The sequence below is a fragment of the Sphingomonas sp. genome, assembly GCF_004799495.1.
Classification (GTDB): domain Bacteria; phylum Pseudomonadota; class Alphaproteobacteria; order Sphingomonadales; family Sphingomonadaceae; genus Sphingomonas.
The window spans coordinates 128,657-145,871 of sequence record NZ_SSMY01000008.1 but is presented as its reverse complement, the minus strand read 5'-3'; the positions used below and the strand labels follow the sequence as shown (position 1 = coordinate 145,871).

Genomic DNA, 17,215 nt, shown 5'->3' with positions numbered 1-17,215 from the left:
CCACGGCGGGCAGCGGTCGAGCACAGCTCGTCCGTCTGACGGCGTGGCGCTACGACGCCTATAGCAGAAACCCCAGTTCCGGATCGGCCAATCCGCTCGCCCGGCGCGCAGCACGGCGGGCAAATGCCAGCGTGCATTTCTTGCGCCCGGCGGTGCTCAACGGATGCGTCGCCGCTTCGCGCAGGATCGCCGCGTCGTAGCGGTCGGCGACGATCACCCCCGATCGCTCGGGCAGGAAAGCTTCGCCGTGGAGCGGCCCGTGATCGAACCCCGCCGGCACCGCCCAGAAGAAGCGGTCGCAATGATCGAGGTAATCGAGCCATTTGCCGTCACCGAGCAGATCGGCGCGCGACACCTTGATCTCGACGATGACGATTTGCCCGCGCCCGTCGATCGCCATGATGTCGGCGCGGCGCCCGCCGTCGAGCGGCACTTCGCGCATCGCCGCCAGATCGTGCCGCGCGAGCATGCGGATGACGCCGCGCGCGACATCCGCCGCGCACAGCGCCTCGTCACCGATGGGCGGACAGCGGGGAGACGCGTCAAGCATCGCCCCGTTCTAGAACATCAGTGGAACATCGGGAAGCCCCGATGTCCGCTCACCGGAAGAAGATATGGTTGCCGATCGTTGTCACGCGCGCGCGGTTCCAGCCCGGCGAGACGCGGCGCGCGTGGAAATAGAGCGCGTTGGGCGCGGGATTGTCCCAGCCGTCCGCCAGCGCAATTTTCGCGATCGCGGTCGCGGTGCGGTATTGCGCGTTCGAGCCGACTGCCGGAATCCGGCCGCCGCGGACGAACGAGAACTGGCTCGGCTGCGTCACCACCGAACAGATCGAGGTCGGGAAACGCCCCGACTTGGTGCGGTTGATGATGACGTTGGCGACGGCGAGCTGGCCCGACAGGGGCTCGCCCTTCGATTCGAAATACACCGCGCCGGCGAGGCACGACAGTTCGGAATCCATCGCGCCCGGCGTGTCCTGCGCGGCGACGGCGGCGGCGAGGCTGGCATAGGCCATGCCCGGCGCGGGCGTCGGCGCGGTCGCGATCGAGACTTCGTCGGGCGTCGTGTCGGTGGCGGGGCTGAGCGCGGAACCGGGAACCGGAACGGTGCCCGGAAGGTTTATAGCGGGGAGGACGGCGGCGCTGACGGCCTCGACCGGGGTTCGCGCAACGTCCCAGGCCTTGCCCGGGCTGCTGATACCGATCAGCGCGATAAGAGCAACAAAAGTCGCCACGGGACCCGTGGCGCGAGAGAACGAAAGCATTCAAACCGACTTAAGTGCGGTTGGCGTGCGGACATGTACGGTCGCAACAAAAGGGGACCGCCCCGGACTACCACCCGACTGCGTAACCGTTAGGGATCGCACCCCATCGCGGCACAACGCGCATAATGATCATTCTGCCCTGCCATTGTGCAGTGCAGCAAGTCAATCGCCGAGCATTGTTTCAGCGACGAATCGTTCTGCCTGTGCGATATCTACCTCCACAACCCATAGATCCGGATCGCTCTTGCGACGCCGCATCCAGTAGTCGTTAACCTTGTCGTCACCTTCCGGGCCGGCCGCGATTAGCGCCGTTTCACCCCTTGGCCCGATACCACGTTCGTAGGCCCGCGCGTTCTCGCCCCGGTGTTGCGCGATCACCAGGATCGCGCCAGCGGTCGCATCGCCTTTTGCTAGGATCGTCGCGCATCCGCCTTCACGGCCCGCCCGCCGCACCAGCGCGTTGACCAGCGCGCCGCTCGCCAGCCGCGCGCTCAGCTCGCATATCCTTTCAGTCCCGCGAGCGGGATCGACGAGCGCATGAAGGTGCCGGTGCCGCGCGCCGCTTCTTCGCCATCGGCATCGATCAGCCGCGCCTCGCCGACGAACACGCGGCGCTGGCCGCTCACCCAACGCCCCTCGGCGATTACCGGCCCGGCCTTGATCGGGCGGGTGAATAGCAGGTTGAACGCCGTGGTGAGCAGAAACCGGTCGGTGACCAGGCTGTTGCACGCGTAGAAGGCGGCATCGTCGAGCATCTTGAAATAGCTCGTCCCGTGCGCGGCGCCGCCAGCGTGATAATGGTCGTCCTCGATCCGGAAGTCGATCCGCGCAACCCCGCTATCGACGATCTGCAGATGCGAGTGGAACAGGCGGTTGATCGGCGCGGCGGCATAGAGCGATTCGAGCGCGCGAAAGTGCGCCGCCGCTCCGGCTTCAGGCGGCATCGCGCGCCTCGTCGGGTGCGAGGAGCACGTACATCGCATCCTTCGACCCAGCCCCGCGCAGCTTGGCGACGAACTGCGCGTCGCGCAGCGCGCGCGACACTCGTGCCAGTGCCTTCAGGTGATCGGCGCCGGCATCGGGCGGCGAGAACAAGGCAACGACCAGGTCGACCGGCAATTCGTCGATTGCATCGACATCGATCGGCTTGGCCAGCGTCGCGACCACGCCCCGAATTGTATCGATCCCGCCGATCCGTGCATGCGGGATCGCGACCCCGCTGCCGAACCCGGTCGAACCGAGCTTCTCGCGCGCCGCGAGTCCCTCGGCGGCCGTCTTCGCGTCCATGCCATAGGCGGCGGCGGCGAGCTGGCCGAGCTGCTGGAACAGCGCCTTCTTGCTCACCGCCGCCAGTCCCTCGGCGACGCCCTCGGGCCGGATCAGGTCCGACAGATCGTTGCTCATCGTGGTCCGGTCAGCTTGCCCGGTGCGGTTCGACCCAGCCGATCGTCCCGTCGCCGCGCCGATAGACCATGTTGTACGCCCCCGTCCCCGAATTGCGGAACATCAACGCTTGCGTGTTGCGGAGGTCGAGCATCATTACCGCGTCGCTGACGCTCGCGTCGGGCACGTCGACGCGCGTTTCGGCGATGATCGCCGGCGCGTCGGCGGGCTCGTCCTCAGTCGGTTCCTGGAACAAGGTGTAGCCGGCATTGTCGTAGCCGTTCGCCTCGCCGCCATCGGCACCGTCGGCGCCCTTGCGGTCCTTCAGCCGACGCATGTAGCGGCGCAGCTGCTTTTCGATCTTGTCCGCGGCGCCGTCGAACGCGCCGTGCGCGTCATAGCCGTCGTTGCGCGCCTTGAGCACCAGTCCCTGCATCACGTGCGCGACCACGTCGCAGGTAAAGCCGACGTCGTGCGGCCCCTTGCCGAAGGTGACCTGGGCGGAAATCGCGCGCGAGAAATATTTGTCGGCGATTCCTTGGAGACGAGACTGGACCGAGGTTTTCAGGGCATCGCCGGTTTCGACCTGGTGGCCCGAGACACGAATATCCATCGTCATTTTCTCCATTATTGGCCGGGCCGGCGCTGCTACGCTCGGCCTTGCACACGCGTCAACCGGACGCGTCGGCCCCCCATAACGGGTTCTTCAGCCTGGCGACGAACGCGGCGTGGCGCGCCAGTTCGTCGTCGCTCAGCGGAAAAAGTCGCATCGGCCGCGGCTGCGCCACCCGCGGATCCTCGTCGAGCACGGGGATCGCGATCTCCTCGTCGCTGACCAGCGTAAGCCCGATCTGGCGGCCGCCGGTCAGCTCGACATAGACCTGACAGAGCAATTGCGCATCGAGCAGCGCGCCGTGAAGCACGCGGTGGCTACGATCGATCCCGTAGCGGGTGCACAGCGCGTCGAGCGAATGCTTGGCGCCCGGGTGACGCTGGCGTGCCATCGCGACGGTGTCGATCATGCGGTCGAGCGCGATGATCTCGCGCCCCAATCTGCCGAGCTCGCCGTTCAAGAAACCGAAGTCAAAGCTCGCATTGTGCGCGACGAGCATCGCGTCGCCGATAAATTCGAGCAGCTCCTCGACCTTCTCGTGAAACTTGGGCTTGTCCGACAGGAAGGCGTCCGACAGTCCGTGGATGCGCTGTGCCTCCGCCGGCATCGCGCGCTCGGGATGGAAATAAGCGTGATAGGTGCGGCCCGTCTCGATCCGGTTGATCATCTCGACACAGCCGATTTCAACCAGACGGTCGCCGCTGTTGAACGAGAGGCCGGTGGTTTCGGTGTCGAAGACGATTTCGCGCATTGATCTGATTATCGACCCTCGCCCGCCGACACGCAAGCAATGACATGACGCACGGCGGCGCGAGTTTGATCCATCGGGCAGTCGGTGGGGATGACGAAATCGGCGCGTGCGCGCTTGTCGGCGTCGGGCATCTGGCGCGCGAGAATCTCGGCGAGACGTTCCTTCGTCATGCCCGGCCGTGCGAGGACGCGATTGGCTTGAGTCGCGGTATCGGCCGACACGACGACAGTCACATCGACCGCCGTGTCGCCACCCGTTTCAAACAGTAAGGGCACGTCGAAGACCACCATCGCGGCGTCGGCATGCCGTGCCAGAAACGCGGCGCGTTCCTCGCCGACTGCCGGGTGGACGATCGCCTCAAGCCGCTGGAGCGCCGCCGGATCGCCGAACACGCGCGACCCTAGCTTGGCGCGGTCGACGCCCGCGACGCCGGTCGTCCCGGGGAACGCCGCCTCGATCGCGCCAACCAGGCGCCCGCCAGGCCCTTGCAACTTGCGCACCGCGGCATCCGAATCGAACACCGCAACGCCTTCGCCGGCGAACATCTGCGCGACGGTCGACTTGCCCATCCCGATCGATCCGGTGAGCCCGATCGTTTTCATGTCAGCAATGCCCGCAACTCGTCGTCGCGCTCGCGCGGCGGCGCGGCGCTGAAGAACAGTTCGAACGCCAGCGCGGCCTGGCCGATCAGCATCTCCAGCCCGTCGACCGTGTCGAGATCGCGGTCGCGCGCCGCCTTGAGCAAACCGGTTCCGAGCGGGGCATAGACCACGTCGTATACCACCGCATCGTCGGGCAGCGCCGACAGATCGAGGTCGAGCGGCGGTTGCCCGACCATGCCGAGCGACGACGCGTTGACGAGCAGCGCCGCAGGCGGGACCGGCGCGTCGAGCTTGAGCGCGTCGCCATTGAGCCCGAAGCTCGCGAGCAACGCCGCGCCCTTCAACGGATTGCGGTTGAGCAACGTCACCCGCCCGACGCCGACGCGCGACAAGGCGAACAGGATCGCGCGCGCTGCGCCGCCCGCGCCAACCACCACGACCGGCTGGCCGGCCAGGTCCATGTCGGCGATCGGCGCGTAGAAGCCGGCGGCGTCGGTGTTGGTGCCGACCAGCGCGTCGCCGTCGCGGAACACCGTGTTGATGGCGCCGATCGACGATCGCACCAGCCCACGATCCTCGACGAAATCGAGCGCGGCGAGCTTGTGCGGAATGGTGATGTTGCACCCGAGCCAGTCGGAGTCGGCGCGGCGCTCAGCGAAATAGTCGCCCAATCCTTCGGCACTCACCTGCATCGCGCGATACTGGGCGTCTATCCCCAGCGCCGTCAGCCAGAACCCGTGGATAGCCGGCGATTTCGACTGCGCGATCGGGTCGCCGATCACTTCCGCGTATTTCATGACGCCAACTCCCCGCGCACCCGCAGATAATCGAGGACGGGCAGCAGCGGCATGCCGAGCACGGTGAAATGGCTGCCGTCGATCTTCGCGAACAACTGCACCCCCGGCCCTTCGATCCGGAAACACCCGACGCACCCGGCGATCGCGGGCCATTCCCGGTCGAGATACGAATCGATGAAGTCGGCGGACAGCGACCGCACGACGAGTCGCGCGCGCTCGACGTGGCGCCATACCGGACGCCCGGCCTCGGCGACCACCGCCGCGCTCCACAGGTCGTGCGTCCCACCCGACATCGCGCGCAGATGATCGGCCGCGTCGTCGCGGCTGACCGGCTTGTCGAGCAGGGTCCCGTCGGCGAGCGCGACGATCGAATCGCTCCCGAGCACCAGCGCTTGCAGGTGCGCCTGCGACACCTTGATTGCCTTCAGCTCGGCGAGCGCATCGGCGATGTCGCGCGGGGGTTGTCCGGCCATCGCCGCCTTGACGCCATCCTCGTCCACGCGCGCCGGTTCCGCGGCATACGCGACTCCCGCGGCATCGAGCATCGCCCGGCGCGAGGCGCTTTGCGAGGCGAGGATCAGTCTCATTGATCGCCCGCCTGGTCGTTGACCATGCCGATGATCGCCGCCGCGGTTTCCTCGATCGATCGGCGCGTCACGTCTATCACCGGCCAGCCATTGTCGGCGAACATGCGCCGCGCATAGGCGACCTCGCGCGTCACCGCTTCCTGATCGACGTACGCCGTCTCGGGGTTCTGGTTGAGCGACAGCAGCCGGTTGCGCCGCACCTGGATCAGCCGGTCGGCGCTTGTGGTCAGCCCGACGACGAGCGGGTTCTTCAACTCGAAAAGCATCGGCGGCGGCGGCGATTCGGGGACGATCGGGATGTTCGCGGTCTTGTACCCGCGGTTGGCGAGATAGATACTCGTCGGCGTTTTCGACGTGCGCGACACGCCCGCGAGGACGATGTCGGCCTCCTCCCAATTCTCCCAGTTCACCCCGTCGTCGTGGGCGATGGTGAACTGGATCGCGTCGACGCGCTGGAAATAGGCGGCGTCGAGCACATGTTGCCGCCCCGGCCGCGCCTTGGCCTGCTGGCCAAGCAGGTTGGAGAGCGCGTCGTTGACCGGATCAAGCGGCGCAACCGCGGGCAAGCCGAGCGTGCGGCACCGCGTCTCCAGCGCGCGGCGCATCTCACTCGACACCAAAGTGAACAACACGAGTCCCGGATTGTGCGCAATCTCCTGCAGGATGCGCTCGAGATGCGCTTCGCTGCGCACCATCGGCCAGAAATGGCGGATCGTCTCGACATCGTCGAACTGCGCGAGCGCGGCCTTGGCGATATTCTCCAGCGTCTCGCCGGTGGAGTCGGACAGGAGGTGGAGATGGAGACGCAAATCAGCGATCCGGAAACCCTGTGGGCAACATCGGCAAAACCGCTAGCGCAACCCGTCCGCTCCGCCAAGCGACGCCGGGCGGTGGAAAAACGGGTCCGCTATCCACAGCGCCGCCAACAGCCGATCGTTCCCCGCACAGGCTGTGGAAAACGGGGATGGCGACCACGAATCGCAGCGTTTGCGAGGAACCGCCGCGGTCAAGCTGTGGGTGATTGCGGGACAGCCGCATAAACCCCGGCATCCACGCGCCAACAGCTTCAACAACCTTCTTCTATATATTCTATATGACTCTTGAATCGGGGCGGGTTTGGGGGAAAGCCATGACCGTGACGCCGATGTGCGGGCTATCATAAGGGACTAGGCATGGACTTCCTCGCCTCGATCTATCTGTGGCTGAAGGCGGCGCACGTCATCTTCGTGATCTTCTGGATGGCGGGGCTGTTCATGCTCCCGCGCTATCTGGTCCATCACCAGGAATCGCTCGGCACGCCCGAGGCCGACAAATGGGTCGAGCGCGAGGGCAAGCTGCGCCGCATCATCATGACCCCCTCGATGATCCTGGTCTGGGTGTTCGGGCTGACGATCGCGACGGTCGGCCAGCATTGGCAGGAAGGCTGGCTCCACGCCAAACTGCTGTTGGTGATCCTGATGACGGGGTATCACGGCTGGATGACCGCCTATGCGAAGAAGCTCGCGGCCGGCAATGCGACGCTGACGAGCAAACAGCTCCGCCTGGTCAACGAACTGCCTGCCTTGTTTGTCGCGCTGATCGTCATTCTGGTGATCGTCAAACCCTTCTGACCGCCTTGACTTGATCGGGCCACGTCCATAAGTCCGGTCGGCGAGCGACGCCTCCCCGGCGCGTTCAGCCTTCCCCTCCAGCATTGTCGCGTTCCTTCGCAGACAGACGCTCGAAAAATCCCCCGAAAAATTCCCGGACACGCCCGAAATGCATCTCAAAGATCTCAAGAAGAAAGCTCCCGCCGAACTCGTCGCCATGGCGGAGGAATTGGGCGTCGAGAGCGCGTCGACGCTGCGCAAGCAGGACCTGCTGTTCGCGATCCTCAAAGAGCAGGCCGAAAACGGCGACCAGATCATGGGGCTGGGCACAATCGAGGTGCTGCCCGACGGGTTCGGTTTCCTGCGCAGCCCCGAGGCGAATTACCTCGCCGGCCCCGACGACATCTACATCTCGCCCAACCAGGTCCGTAAATTCGGTCTCAGGACCGGTGACACGGTCGAAGGCGAAATCCGGGGCCCGAAGGACGGCGAGCGCTATTTCGCGCTCACGCGGCTCACGGCGGTCAATTTCGACGATCCCGATGCGGTGCGCCACCGCGTCAATTTCGACAACCTCACCCCGCTCTATCCCGAGAGCAAGCTGACGCTCGACGCGATCGACCCGACGATCAAGGACAAGAGCGCGCGCGTCATCGACATCGTCAGCCCGCAGGGCAAGGGCCAGCGCACGCTGATCGTGGCACCCCCGCGCGTCGGCAAGACGGTGATGCTGCAGAACATCGCCAAGGCGATCACCGACAACCATCCCGAAGTCTTCCTGATCGTGCTCCTCATCGACGAGCGCCCCGAGGAAGTCACCGACATGCAGCGCTCGGTGAAGGGCGAGGTCGTCTCCTCGACCTTCGACGAGCCCGCGACGCGCCACGTCCAGGTTGCCGAAATGGTAATCGAAAAGGCCAAGCGGCTGGTCGAGCACAAAAAGGACGTCGTGATCCTGCTCGATTCGATCACGCGTCTCGGCCGCGCCTACAACACCGTCGTGCCGAGCTCGGGCAAGGTGCTGACCGGCGGCGTCGATGCCAATGCGTTGCAGCGCCCAAAGCGCTTCTTCGGCGCCGCCCGCAACATCGAGGAAGGTGGCAGTCTCTCGATCATCGCGACCGCGCTGATCGATACCGGCAGCCGCATGGACGAAGTCATCTTCGAAGAGTTCAAGGGCACGGGCAACTCCGAAATCGTCCTCGACCGCAAGGTCGCCGACAAGCGCATCTTCCCGGCGCTCGACGTGGGCAAGTCGGGCACGCGCAAGGAAGAGTTGCTGGTCGACCAGGGCAAGCTGTCGAAGATGTGGGTCCTGCGCCGCATCCTGATGCAGATGGGCACGATCGACGCGATGGAATTCCTGCTCGATAAAATGAAGAATTCGAAAACCAATGAGGATTTCTTCGATTCAATGAATCAATGACGAGTTCGGCCTGAATAGCCTCGCTATTTCAGGACTCGAACCGGCACGGCCGGCGGGCCGAAAGCCCGGCCGACGACGCGGATTCACTCCGCGCCGTTTTTGTTTACGCCGATACCCGCCGCGGCAAAGCCGCGTCGTCGGACCTCGCCGTAGCGAGGCCGGCCGGTAGCGCGCTTAAGTCTCGCTTTAGCAACGCTAAAGCGGTAGGCCGCGCGCTCCATGCAGGATTTCAGCATCGCCGACGTCTTCACCGCCGCGGGTCTTGCGACGCTCGGCCAGGTGATCCTGATCGACCTGATCTTCTCCGGCGATAACGCGATGGTGCTCGGCGCGCTGACCGCCGGGCTACAACCCAAGCAACGCAAGCAGATCCTCGCGTTGGGTGTCGTCCTGGCGATGATTTGCCTGATCGGTTTCGCGCTGGTCGCGACACAATTGCTCCAAATTGTCGGGCTGCTATTCGCCGGCGGATTGCTGCTGTTGTGGGTGGCCTGGAAACTGTGGCGCGATATCGGTCCCAAACGCGCGCCGACGGTCTATGACGACTCGTCGACGCCTGAAATCGAGGGTGTGAAAGGCAAGACCTTCGGCCAGGCGGCGGTCCAAGTCGCGATCACCAACCTATCGCTTAGTCTCGACAATGTACTCGCCGTCGCCGGCGCGGCGCGCGACCATCCGGCGGTGCTGTTGTTCGGACTCGGCTTGTCGGTGACGCTGATGGCGGTCGCCGCCAATTTCATCGCGCGCGTAATCGAACGCTATCGCTGGACCGCCTATATCGGTCTGCTGGTAATCCTCTATGTCGCCGGGTCGATGATCTATCACGGCCTGGTCGATCGCGACATCGGGGTGTTGAAGCTGATTGGCTTGTGATCGGTCTTTGGCGGACAGCAGAAGGCCCCCACTATCGCGATAGCGAGGGCCCCAAATCGGCGCGTCCGCCGAATCTTACTGCGTATGCACGGGGGCGTTCGACGAACTTTTGTTCAAGCTGATCGCATGGTCGCAATCGCGCTCGTGCACGTACGATTCGCCGGACGAGATGATCTCGTGGTTTGCCGCCCGCAGCCGCCAACGCCACTGCGTCCCGTCCTTATATTTCTGATAATGCATATCGGCTTCCTTTCCGCGACCTCATGTCGCCCAACAATCATGTGACACCGTATCTAGTGGGTCAAAGTATTTTTTAGCACAATATGTAGATATAAGTTCGCTTACGAAAGATTTCCTAGTGCTCACCACGATTTTATATTTAAATTACTGAGAACAACTATGATTATTGACAGCCATTACGCGCGAAAAGCAGCGCTTCTTGCTGGCCTCCCTTCCGTGGCAATGATCGGCTATTTGGAAAGGACGGGCGTTTTCGTCCCCACCAAGAGACGTCCCAAGCATCGGGGAACGAGGCGCAAGTACACGTTTCGCGATATCCTCGTGCTGAAAACCATCGCTACCCTTCTCAGAAACGGTGCGTCGGTCGCTGCATTAAAGTCAGCTCTGGAGGGTCTTCAGCGTCTTCCATGGAAGGCAGAGGAAACCGTGCTCGAAGATAAGGCCGGCCCCATCAGGCATCTGGTTGTCAGCTCTCAGCGAATTTACCTGGTCAGATCGAAGGATGAGCTAATCGATTTGGCAGCCGGCAACCAACTTTCGTTCTCGTTTTTGATCGATCTGGAAAAACTGCACACGGAATTAGCCCAGGAATGGCGTCAGGAAAGACTTCAGTTCAGCCACTGACGTTATCGCGAAAGAATGCCATCGTCCGCTCATCGGCGAGCGTTGCCGCATCGTCGACCCGTCGCTTGCCGAACTCTGTCGCGAAGCCGTGGTCGACGCCGGGATAGTCATGCAGCGTGACCTTGGGATGATCGTCGAGCCCCGCGTGCATCGCAGCCTGGACATCGGGCGTCACGAAATGATCGGCGCCCGCGATGTGGAGCATCAATGGCCGCGCGATCGCGTGCTTTTCGCCGAGCAGCCCGTCGATTCCGACCGCGTAATAGCCGACGCTGGCGTCCACGTCGGTCCGCGCTGCAGTCATATATGCGAGCCGCCCACCCAAGCAGTAACCGACAACGCCAACCTTGCCGCCGCCGACCTTCGCGCGCGCGGCGCGAATCGTTGCCTCGATATCCCGGATGCCCATGTCCTGATCAAACTTGCGCATCCAGCTCAGCGCGGCCTGGAACTGGTCGGGGATATCGGGGTCGAGCTCGATCCCCGGCTCGAGCCGCCAGAACAGATCGGGCGCGACCGCCAGATACCCCGCTTCCGCGAGCTGGTCGCACTTGCGGCGAATGCCGGCGTTGACCCCGAAAATCTCCTGGATCACGATGATCGCCGCGCTCGCGCTCCCGCCGGCCGGCTCGGCGACGTGCGCGGAGAACGAGCCGTCGCCGTCGAATGTCTCGATGCTGATCGTCGCGGTCATCGTCGCTCTCCTTGCTAGCCGTCGCGATAACGGGGCATAGTGGCGTCACGGTAGCAGCACGCCGACGCTGCTCAAGCGGGAAGGTTCGCGATGAAGATCAATGTCGAGGTGGATTGCACTCCCGAGGAAGCGCGCCGCGCGGTCGGCCTGCCCGACCTGTCGCCAATCCACGATGTCTATATCAAATCGATCCTCGGCGCGATGGACGGTGCCGTGATCAAGCCGGAAATACTTGAAAACATGATGAAAAACTGGATGCCGATGGGCGATGCCAGCATGGCGTTCTGGCGCGGGCTGTTCGACAGCGCGACAGGCAAGAAGAAGGATTGACGCCAAGACGGTGGCCGGAAGCGCCCATGACGACGATCTTCGCGCCATCGACGGGGATGCCGCCAGCCGCGATCGCGATCGTGCGGATCAGTGGTCCGGGGGCGCTGGCGGCCGGCCGCGCGCTCGCCGGAGAGTTGCCCGCCCCGCGTGAAGCGCGTGTTCGCACGTTGCGCGACCCCGCCAGCGGCGACCATCTCGACCGGGCGCTGGTACTCGTGTTTCCGGGGCCGGCGACCGCGACCGGCGAGGATTTGGTCGAATTTCACCTCCACGGCGGGCGCGCCGTGGTCGCAGCAGTGGAAGCAACGCTGGCGGCGCAACCGGGATTGCGGCGAGCCGAGTCCGGCGAGTTTACCCGGCGGGCGCTTACCAACGGTCGGATCGATCTCGCCGAAGCAGAGGGCCTTGGCGACCTGCTGATGGCGGAAACCGAATTGCAGCGGCGCGCGGCGCTCGCCATGGCCGATGGCGCCTTGTCGCGGCGGATCGCGGGGTGGCGAACGGGCCTGCTGGGACTGACCGCTCAACTCGAAGCGTCGCTCGATTTCGCCGACGAGGCCGATGTGCCTGATGCGTTGCTCGACGACATTCGCGACCGCGCCCGGGCGACCGCGGCGGAGATGATCGCGATACTCGCCGTGCCCCCGGTCGAGCGGCTGCGCGATGGAGTCCGCGTGGTGCTAGCGGGGCCGCCCAATAGCGGAAAATCGACCCTGCTCAATGCCCTGGCTCAACGCGAGGCGGCGATCGTCTCGCCGATCGCCGGCACCACGCGCGACCGGATCGAGGTCGCGGTCGCGCGCGACGGCATCCCGTTCGTGCTGACCGACACCGCCGGGCTACGCGACGACAGCGAGGATGCGATCGAGCGAATCGGCATGGCGCGCGCCGACGAAGCGATCGCCGGCGCCGACATCACATTGTGGCTGGGCGACGATCCGCCACCCTCGCCAGCGATGCTGCAGATTCACGCCCGCGCCGATCTGCCGGGCCGCGCCGGCCTTCCTCCCGGGGCAGCGCTGGCGGTATCGGCGCGGAGCGTTGAATCGGTGGAAACGCTGTGGGGCGAAGTGGCACGACGAGCCGCTGCATTGCTTCCCAAACCCGGAGATTTGGCGCTGAATAAACGCCAGATTAGCCATTGTCGCGAAGCGGTAGAGGCGTTGGGTGATGTCGGGTCGAGCGACGAACTCGTCGTGGCAGACGCTTTGCGCCGCGCTAATGGCGCGCTCGCGCGCATAACGGGCGACGTGGGGATCGAGCCCATGCTCGACGCACTGTTCGGCAAATTCTGTGTCGGAAAATGAGTGTTCCACGTGGAACAAGCTGCTAACCGGCCGCGCATGAGTAAATTCGATGTCATTGTCGTCGGCGGCGGCCACGCTGGGGTAGAGGCGGCCGCTGCGGGCGCGCGTTGCGGCGCGCGCGTGGCGTTGGTGACGTTCGACGCCGGCAATATCGGCACGATGTCGTGCAACCCGAGTATCGGTGGCCTCGGCAAGGGTCATCTCGTGCGCGAAGTGGATGCGTGTGACGGCATTATCGCACGAGCGGCGGATGCGGCAGCGATCCATTATCGCATGCTCAACCGCAGCAAGGGTGCCGCAGTGCGCGGGCCACGCGTGCAGGCCGATCGCATGCGCTTTGCGGTGGCGGTGCGCGCGCTGCTTAAGGAACACGACCGGGTCAGCATCCTCTCTGGCGAGGCAGCATCCCTTCTCATTGAACGCGGTGCCACCGCGGGCATCGTACTGGCCGATGGCACCGCCGTTGCGGCGCGCGCGGTAGTGCTCGCGACGGGGACATTCCTCGGCGCGCGGATGTTTCGCGGGGGAGACCGCGAGGTCGGCGGCAGGCTGGGCGAGCGCGCGGCCACGGCGATGGCGGATCAGTTGCGGGCGCTGGGGCTGCCGATGGCGAGGCTCAAGACCGGCACCCCGCCGCGCCTAGACGGTAGAACGATCGACTGGGCGCGGCTCGAGCCTCAACCGTCGGACGACGAGCACTGGACGATGTCGCCGCTGTCGTGCAGCCGCCCGCTTCCCCAGCTCGCCTGCGCGATTACGCGCACGACCGAGCGCACGCACGATATCATTCGCGCGGCGCTGGGCGATTCTCCGCTGTTCGGCGGTGCGATCGAAGGTGCCGGCCCGCGGTACTGCCCGTCGATCGAGGACAAGGTGCACCGCTTCGGCGACCGCGACGGGCACCAGATCTTCCTCGAACCGGAAGGACTCGACGACGCGACCGTTTATCCTAACGGCATTTCCACGTCGTTGTCGGCCGACGCCCAGACGGCCCTGATCGCATCGGTACCTGGGCTGGAGCGTACCCGGATCACGGCGTTTGGTTATGCGGTAGAGTACGACCATCTCGACCCGCGCTCGCTCGATCACCGTCTGGAGCTGGCCACGCTCCCCGGGTTGTTCTGCGCGGGCCAGATCAACGGCACGACGGGATATGAGGAGGCGGCGGCGCAGGGGTTGGTCGCTGGTGCCAACGCCGCCGCCAGCGCGCTTGGCCTCGCACCGTTCCTGCCCGACCGCGCGCAAAGCTATCTTGGCGTCATGGTCGACGACCTCGTGCTGCAAGGCGTGACCGAGCCCTATCGCATGCTCACCGCGCGCGCCGAATTCCGCCTGCGGCTCCGCGCCGACAATGGCGAGACGCGGCTATCACCGATCGCGGAAGAGGCAGGATTGCTCGGCGAAGATCGGCTGCGCCATCTCCGCTCCCGCGAGTCGGAACGCGCCACCATCGACCAAGCGCTGTCGCATCCGATTTCGGCTAGCGCGCTGGCGCACACCGGCGTTGCCCAGGACGGTGCGCGCCGCGCCGCGCGCGACTGGCTTCGCTTCCCCGGCGTCGATCTCGCCGACGTCGCGCCCGACCTGGCCGGCGTCATGACGCCGGTCCTTGCCGAGGCGATCGACGATGCGCGTTACGCGCCCTACGTCGAGCGCCAGGAAGCCGAAGTCGCCGAACTGCGCGCGAGCGAGGGCGTGATCCTGGGGGGCGCCGTAGACTTTGCCGCCATTCCGGGTTTGTCGATCGAGATGGTCGAACGCCTGACCGCCGCGCGTCCGAACAATCTCGCCGAAGCCGGGCGCGTTCGCGGGGTCACGCCCGCCGCGATGACCGCCATCCTGCTCCACGCCAGCCGGCGCGCGGCGTGACCGAGGAGGAGGCGCGCGCCTGGGCCGCGGCGCGATTCGATTCGACGGCGATGGACCGGCTCGATCGGCTGGCGGCGATCGTCATGGCGGAAAGCGATCGGCAGAATCTCGTCGCGCGATCGACGCTCGATTCGATCTGGTCGCGCCATATCGTCGATTCGCTCCAGTTGGTGGCGTGGGGACCCGAAGGTCGGTGGATCGACGTCGGGACGGGAGCCGGATTCCCGGGACTCGCCGTTGCCGCCGTCGAGCCCGAGCGCAAGATGATCCTGGTGGAGCCGCGCCGCTTGCGCGCCGAATATCTTGGTGCGGCGGTGGCACAACTGGGCCTCGACAACGTCGTAGTTGCACCCACCAAAATCGAGTCCGTACGTGAAAAGGCGAAAGTCATTTCGGCACGTGCGGTGTCGCGGATCGGCGCACTGTTCACTTCGGCTGAGCGTTGCGCCGATAATGAGACGATCTGGCTGCTTCCAAAGGGCACGAGCGCCCACGAGGAGGTGGCGGAGGCTCGGCGGACGTGGCATGGAGTGTTCCACGTGGAACAGAGCGTCACCCATCCGGATTCGGCGATCGTCGTCGCGCGCGGCGTGAGGCGGCGATGACCGTCATCGCGGTCGCCAACCAGAAGGGCGGGGTCGGCAAGACGACCACCGCGATCAATCTCGGCACCGCGCTCGCCGCGACGGGGAAGCGCGTGCTGATCGTCGACCTCGATCCGCAGGGCAACGCGTCGACGGGACTGGGCATCCACCGCGCCAATCGCGCGGTTTCGAGCTACGAAGTGTTAATCGGCCAAGCTGCCGTCTCCGACGCGGCCATCGCCACGGCGGTCCCCAAGCTCGATATAGTGCCCGCGACGGTCGACCTGTCGGGTGCCGAGATCGAACTCGTCGACTATGAGGAGCGCACGCATCGGCTCGATCACGCCTTGGCGGCGACCGATGACCGCTGGGATGTGATTTTGATCGACTGCCCGCCCTCGCTCGGCCTGTTGACGATCAACGCGATGGTGGCAGCCGATTCGCTGCTCGTGCCGCTCCAGTGCGAATTCTTTGCTTTAGAAGGGCTTAGCCAGCTGCTGAGCACGGTCGAGCGAATCCGGTCGCGGTTCAACCCAGGGCTCGCGATTCTCGGCGTCGCGCTCACCATGTACGATCGCCGCAACCGCTTGACCGAGCAGGTGTCGTCGGATGTCCGCGCCGTGCTGGGTAAGGTCGTGTTCGATACCGTCATTCCGCGCAACGTGCGGCTGTCTGAGGCGCCAAGCCACGGCGTGCCGGCGTTGATCTACGATTATCGGTGTTCGGGATCGGAGGCGTATATGGCGCTAGCGCGCGAGTTGATCGGGCGATTGCCCCCGGCCAAGCCGGCGATCGCGGCATGAGCGAGTCGCGAAAGCCCCGCCCCGGCTTGGGTCGCGGTCTCAATGCGTTGCTCGGCGATATCGCCGCCGAGCCGGTGCCGACAAAGGGTGAGGCGTCTGCGGGAATCCGCATGATGCCCGTGGGTGCGCTGACCCCCCAGCCCGGCCAGCCGCGCCGCGCCTTCGACGATTCGGCGCTCGACGAACTGTCGCAATCGATCGCAGCGCGCGGTGTGCTCCAGCCGATCCTCGTCCGCCCGCACGGCCGCAATTACCAGATCGTCGCGGGCGAACGCCGCTGGCGCGCGGCGCAGCGCGCGCGGCTCCACGAAGTCCCCGTCATCGTGCGCGAGCTTGACGATGCCGAGACGTTCGAGGTCGCGCTGCTCGAAAATATCCAGCGTCGCGACCTCAACGCGGTCGAAGAGGCGGAGGCGTACAAGCGGCTGATCGGCGAGTTCGGCCATACCCAGGAAGCGCTGGCCAAATTGGTCAGCAAATCGCGCAGTCATATAGCTAACCTGTTGCGATTGCTCGATCTTCCGGACGGCGTGCTGGCGCTGTTGACCGATGGCCGGATCGACATGGGGCATGCGCGCGCGTTGATCGGCGCCCCCGATGCGGAGCGGCTCGCGGCGGAGGTCGTCGCCAAAGGATTGTCAGTGCGCGACACCGAGCGGCTCGCGCGCTCGGCCAAGACCGGCGACGCCGGCGGCGGTTCGAGCGGCGGCGGTGGGCGCAACGCCGACATCGCCGCGCTCGAGCGCCAGTTGAGCGACGTGATCGGGCTTGGCGTGAAGATCAGCTACGGTCCCAAGGGCGGCACGCTCACGGTCGCCTATTCGACGCTCGATCAGCTCGACATGGTGTGCCAGCGGCTGACCGGCGAACCGATCTAA

Annotated in this window: 23 protein-coding genes; 10 read left to right on the top strand and 13 right to left on the bottom strand. The window is 65.3% G+C overall.

Annotation, left to right across the window (positions count from 1 at the left end; translation table 11 throughout):
- Positions 1–58: 58 nt before the first annotated feature.
- From E7773_RS08610 to E7773_RS08560, 11 genes are all read right to left on the bottom strand, one after another.
- Positions 59–550 carry an MmcB family DNA repair protein gene (locus E7773_RS08610; RefSeq protein ID WP_293990225.1) on the bottom strand — a complete coding sequence of 164 codons (492 nt, stop codon included), beginning with the start codon at positions 548–550 and terminating at the stop codon, positions 59–61.
- A gap of 49 nt (positions 551–599) precedes the next feature.
- Positions 600–1,235, bottom strand: a complete 636-nt coding sequence (locus tag E7773_RS08605) for a cell wall hydrolase (protein WP_293990224.1) — start codon at positions 1,233–1,235, stop codon at positions 600–602.
- 192 nt (positions 1,236–1,427) lie between these two features.
- The gene (locus E7773_RS08600) at positions 1,428–1,748 is read right to left on the bottom strand and encodes a DUF1491 family protein (RefSeq protein ID WP_363130230.1); all 321 of its coding nucleotides are present in this window, start codon (positions 1,746–1,748) and stop codon (positions 1,428–1,430) included.
- A gap of 8 nt (positions 1,749–1,756) precedes the next feature.
- Entirely contained in the window at positions 1,757–2,209 is a 453-nt protein-coding gene (locus E7773_RS08595) for a PaaI family thioesterase (protein ID WP_293990223.1), read from the bottom strand.
- Positions 2,199–2,669 carry a PTS sugar transporter subunit IIA gene (locus tag E7773_RS08590; RefSeq protein WP_293990222.1) on the bottom strand — a complete coding sequence of 157 codons (471 nt, stop codon included), beginning with the start codon at positions 2,667–2,669 and terminating at the stop codon, positions 2,199–2,201. Before E7773_RS08590 ends, E7773_RS08595 begins: the two co-directional genes overlap by 11 nt.
- A gap of 10 nt (positions 2,670–2,679) precedes the next feature.
- Entirely contained in the window at positions 2,680–3,261 is a 582-nt protein-coding gene (gene raiA / locus E7773_RS08585) for a ribosome-associated translation inhibitor RaiA (protein ID WP_293990221.1), read from the bottom strand.
- A gap of 58 nt (positions 3,262–3,319) precedes the next feature.
- Positions 3,320–4,012 carry a DNA polymerase III subunit epsilon gene (gene dnaQ / locus E7773_RS08580; RefSeq protein WP_293990220.1) on the bottom strand — a complete coding sequence of 231 codons (693 nt, stop codon included), beginning with the start codon at positions 4,010–4,012 and terminating at the stop codon, positions 3,320–3,322.
- Positions 4,013–4,020: 8 nt separating this feature from the next.
- Complete coding sequence (gene coaE / locus E7773_RS08575) at positions 4,021–4,614, bottom strand: dephospho-CoA kinase (RefSeq protein ID WP_293990219.1); 594 nt, start codon at positions 4,612–4,614, stop codon at positions 4,021–4,023.
- Positions 4,611–5,411 (bottom strand): shikimate dehydrogenase, encoded by an 801-nt coding sequence (locus E7773_RS08570; protein ID WP_293990218.1) that lies wholly within the window; start codon positions 5,409–5,411, stop codon positions 4,611–4,613. Before E7773_RS08570 ends, coaE begins: the two co-directional genes overlap by 4 nt.
- Positions 5,408–5,998, bottom strand: coding sequence for a nucleoside triphosphate pyrophosphatase (locus E7773_RS08565; RefSeq protein WP_293990217.1), 591 nt, complete (start codon positions 5,996–5,998; stop codon positions 5,408–5,410). The genes E7773_RS08570 and E7773_RS08565 overlap by 4 nt, the downstream gene beginning before the upstream one ends.
- Positions 5,995–6,807, bottom strand: coding sequence for a pyruvate, water dikinase regulatory protein (locus E7773_RS08560; RefSeq protein WP_293990216.1), 813 nt, complete (start codon positions 6,805–6,807; stop codon positions 5,995–5,997). Before E7773_RS08560 ends, E7773_RS08565 begins: the two co-directional genes overlap by 4 nt.
- Before the next feature lie 363 nt (positions 6,808–7,170).
- Between E7773_RS08560 and E7773_RS08555 the strand changes: the two genes are divergently transcribed.
- From E7773_RS08555 to E7773_RS08545, 3 genes are all read left to right on the top strand, one after another.
- Positions 7,171–7,608 (top strand): CopD family protein, encoded by a 438-nt coding sequence (locus tag E7773_RS08555; protein WP_293990215.1) that lies wholly within the window; start codon positions 7,171–7,173, stop codon positions 7,606–7,608.
- Positions 7,609–7,756: 148 nt separating this feature from the next.
- Complete coding sequence (rho, locus tag E7773_RS08550) at positions 7,757–9,013, top strand: transcription termination factor Rho (RefSeq protein WP_293990214.1); 1,257 nt, start codon at positions 7,757–7,759, stop codon at positions 9,011–9,013.
- A gap of 219 nt (positions 9,014–9,232) precedes the next feature.
- Positions 9,233–9,886, top strand: coding sequence for a YjbE family putative metal transport protein (locus E7773_RS08545; RefSeq protein WP_293990213.1), 654 nt, complete (start codon positions 9,233–9,235; stop codon positions 9,884–9,886).
- 75 nt (positions 9,887–9,961) lie between these two features.
- On the opposite strand, the gene E7773_RS08540 is transcribed toward E7773_RS08545, so the two are convergent.
- A complete protein-coding gene (locus E7773_RS08540) occupies positions 9,962–10,126 on the bottom strand; it encodes a DUF1508 domain-containing protein (RefSeq protein WP_293990212.1) in 165 nt (54 codons plus the stop codon).
- A 159-nt stretch (positions 10,127–10,285) separates the two neighbouring features.
- Here E7773_RS08540 and E7773_RS08535 point away from each other — a divergent pair, with 159 nt between their 5' ends.
- On the top strand, positions 10,286–10,750 hold the full coding sequence (locus tag E7773_RS08535; protein WP_293990211.1) for a MerR family transcriptional regulator: 465 nt from the start codon (positions 10,286–10,288) through the stop codon (positions 10,748–10,750).
- Here E7773_RS08535 and E7773_RS08530 read toward each other — a convergent pair.
- The gene (locus E7773_RS08530) at positions 10,740–11,444 is read right to left on the bottom strand and encodes a dienelactone hydrolase family protein (protein WP_293990210.1); all 705 of its coding nucleotides are present in this window, start codon (positions 11,442–11,444) and stop codon (positions 10,740–10,742) included. The two genes, E7773_RS08535 and E7773_RS08530, sit on opposite strands and share 11 nt — an antisense overlap.
- 90 nt (positions 11,445–11,534) lie before the next feature.
- On the opposite strand from E7773_RS08530, the gene E7773_RS08525 reads away from it, so the two are divergent.
- Genes E7773_RS08525 through E7773_RS08500 form a run of 6 tightly spaced genes read left to right on the top strand, consistent with a single transcriptional unit; the run spans position 11,535 to position 17,215 of the window.
- Positions 11,535–11,774 (top strand): DUF6489 family protein, encoded by a 240-nt coding sequence (locus tag E7773_RS08525; RefSeq protein ID WP_293990208.1) that lies wholly within the window; start codon positions 11,535–11,537, stop codon positions 11,772–11,774.
- Positions 11,775–11,800: 26 nt separating this feature from the next.
- A complete protein-coding gene (gene mnmE / locus E7773_RS08520; RefSeq protein ID WP_293990206.1) occupies positions 11,801–13,081 on the top strand; it encodes a tRNA uridine-5-carboxymethylaminomethyl(34) synthesis GTPase MnmE in 1,281 nt (426 codons plus the stop codon).
- Positions 13,082–13,117: 36 nt separating this feature from the next.
- A complete protein-coding gene (gene mnmG, locus E7773_RS08515) occupies positions 13,118–14,950 on the top strand; it encodes a tRNA uridine-5-carboxymethylaminomethyl(34) synthesis enzyme MnmG (RefSeq protein ID WP_293990204.1) in 1,833 nt (610 codons plus the stop codon).
- Positions 14,947–15,555, top strand: a complete 609-nt coding sequence (gene rsmG / locus E7773_RS08510; RefSeq protein ID WP_293990202.1) for a 16S rRNA (guanine(527)-N(7))-methyltransferase RsmG — start codon at positions 14,947–14,949, stop codon at positions 15,553–15,555. The genes mnmG and rsmG overlap by 4 nt, the downstream gene beginning before the upstream one ends.
- On the top strand, positions 15,552–16,337 hold the full coding sequence (locus E7773_RS08505; RefSeq protein WP_293990200.1) for an AAA family ATPase: 786 nt from the start codon (positions 15,552–15,554) through the stop codon (positions 16,335–16,337). The genes rsmG and E7773_RS08505 overlap by 4 nt, the downstream gene beginning before the upstream one ends.
- The gene (locus E7773_RS08500; protein WP_293990198.1) at positions 16,334–17,215 is read left to right on the top strand and encodes a ParB/RepB/Spo0J family partition protein; all 882 of its coding nucleotides are present in this window, start codon (positions 16,334–16,336) and stop codon (positions 17,213–17,215) included. The genes E7773_RS08505 and E7773_RS08500 overlap by 4 nt, the downstream gene beginning before the upstream one ends.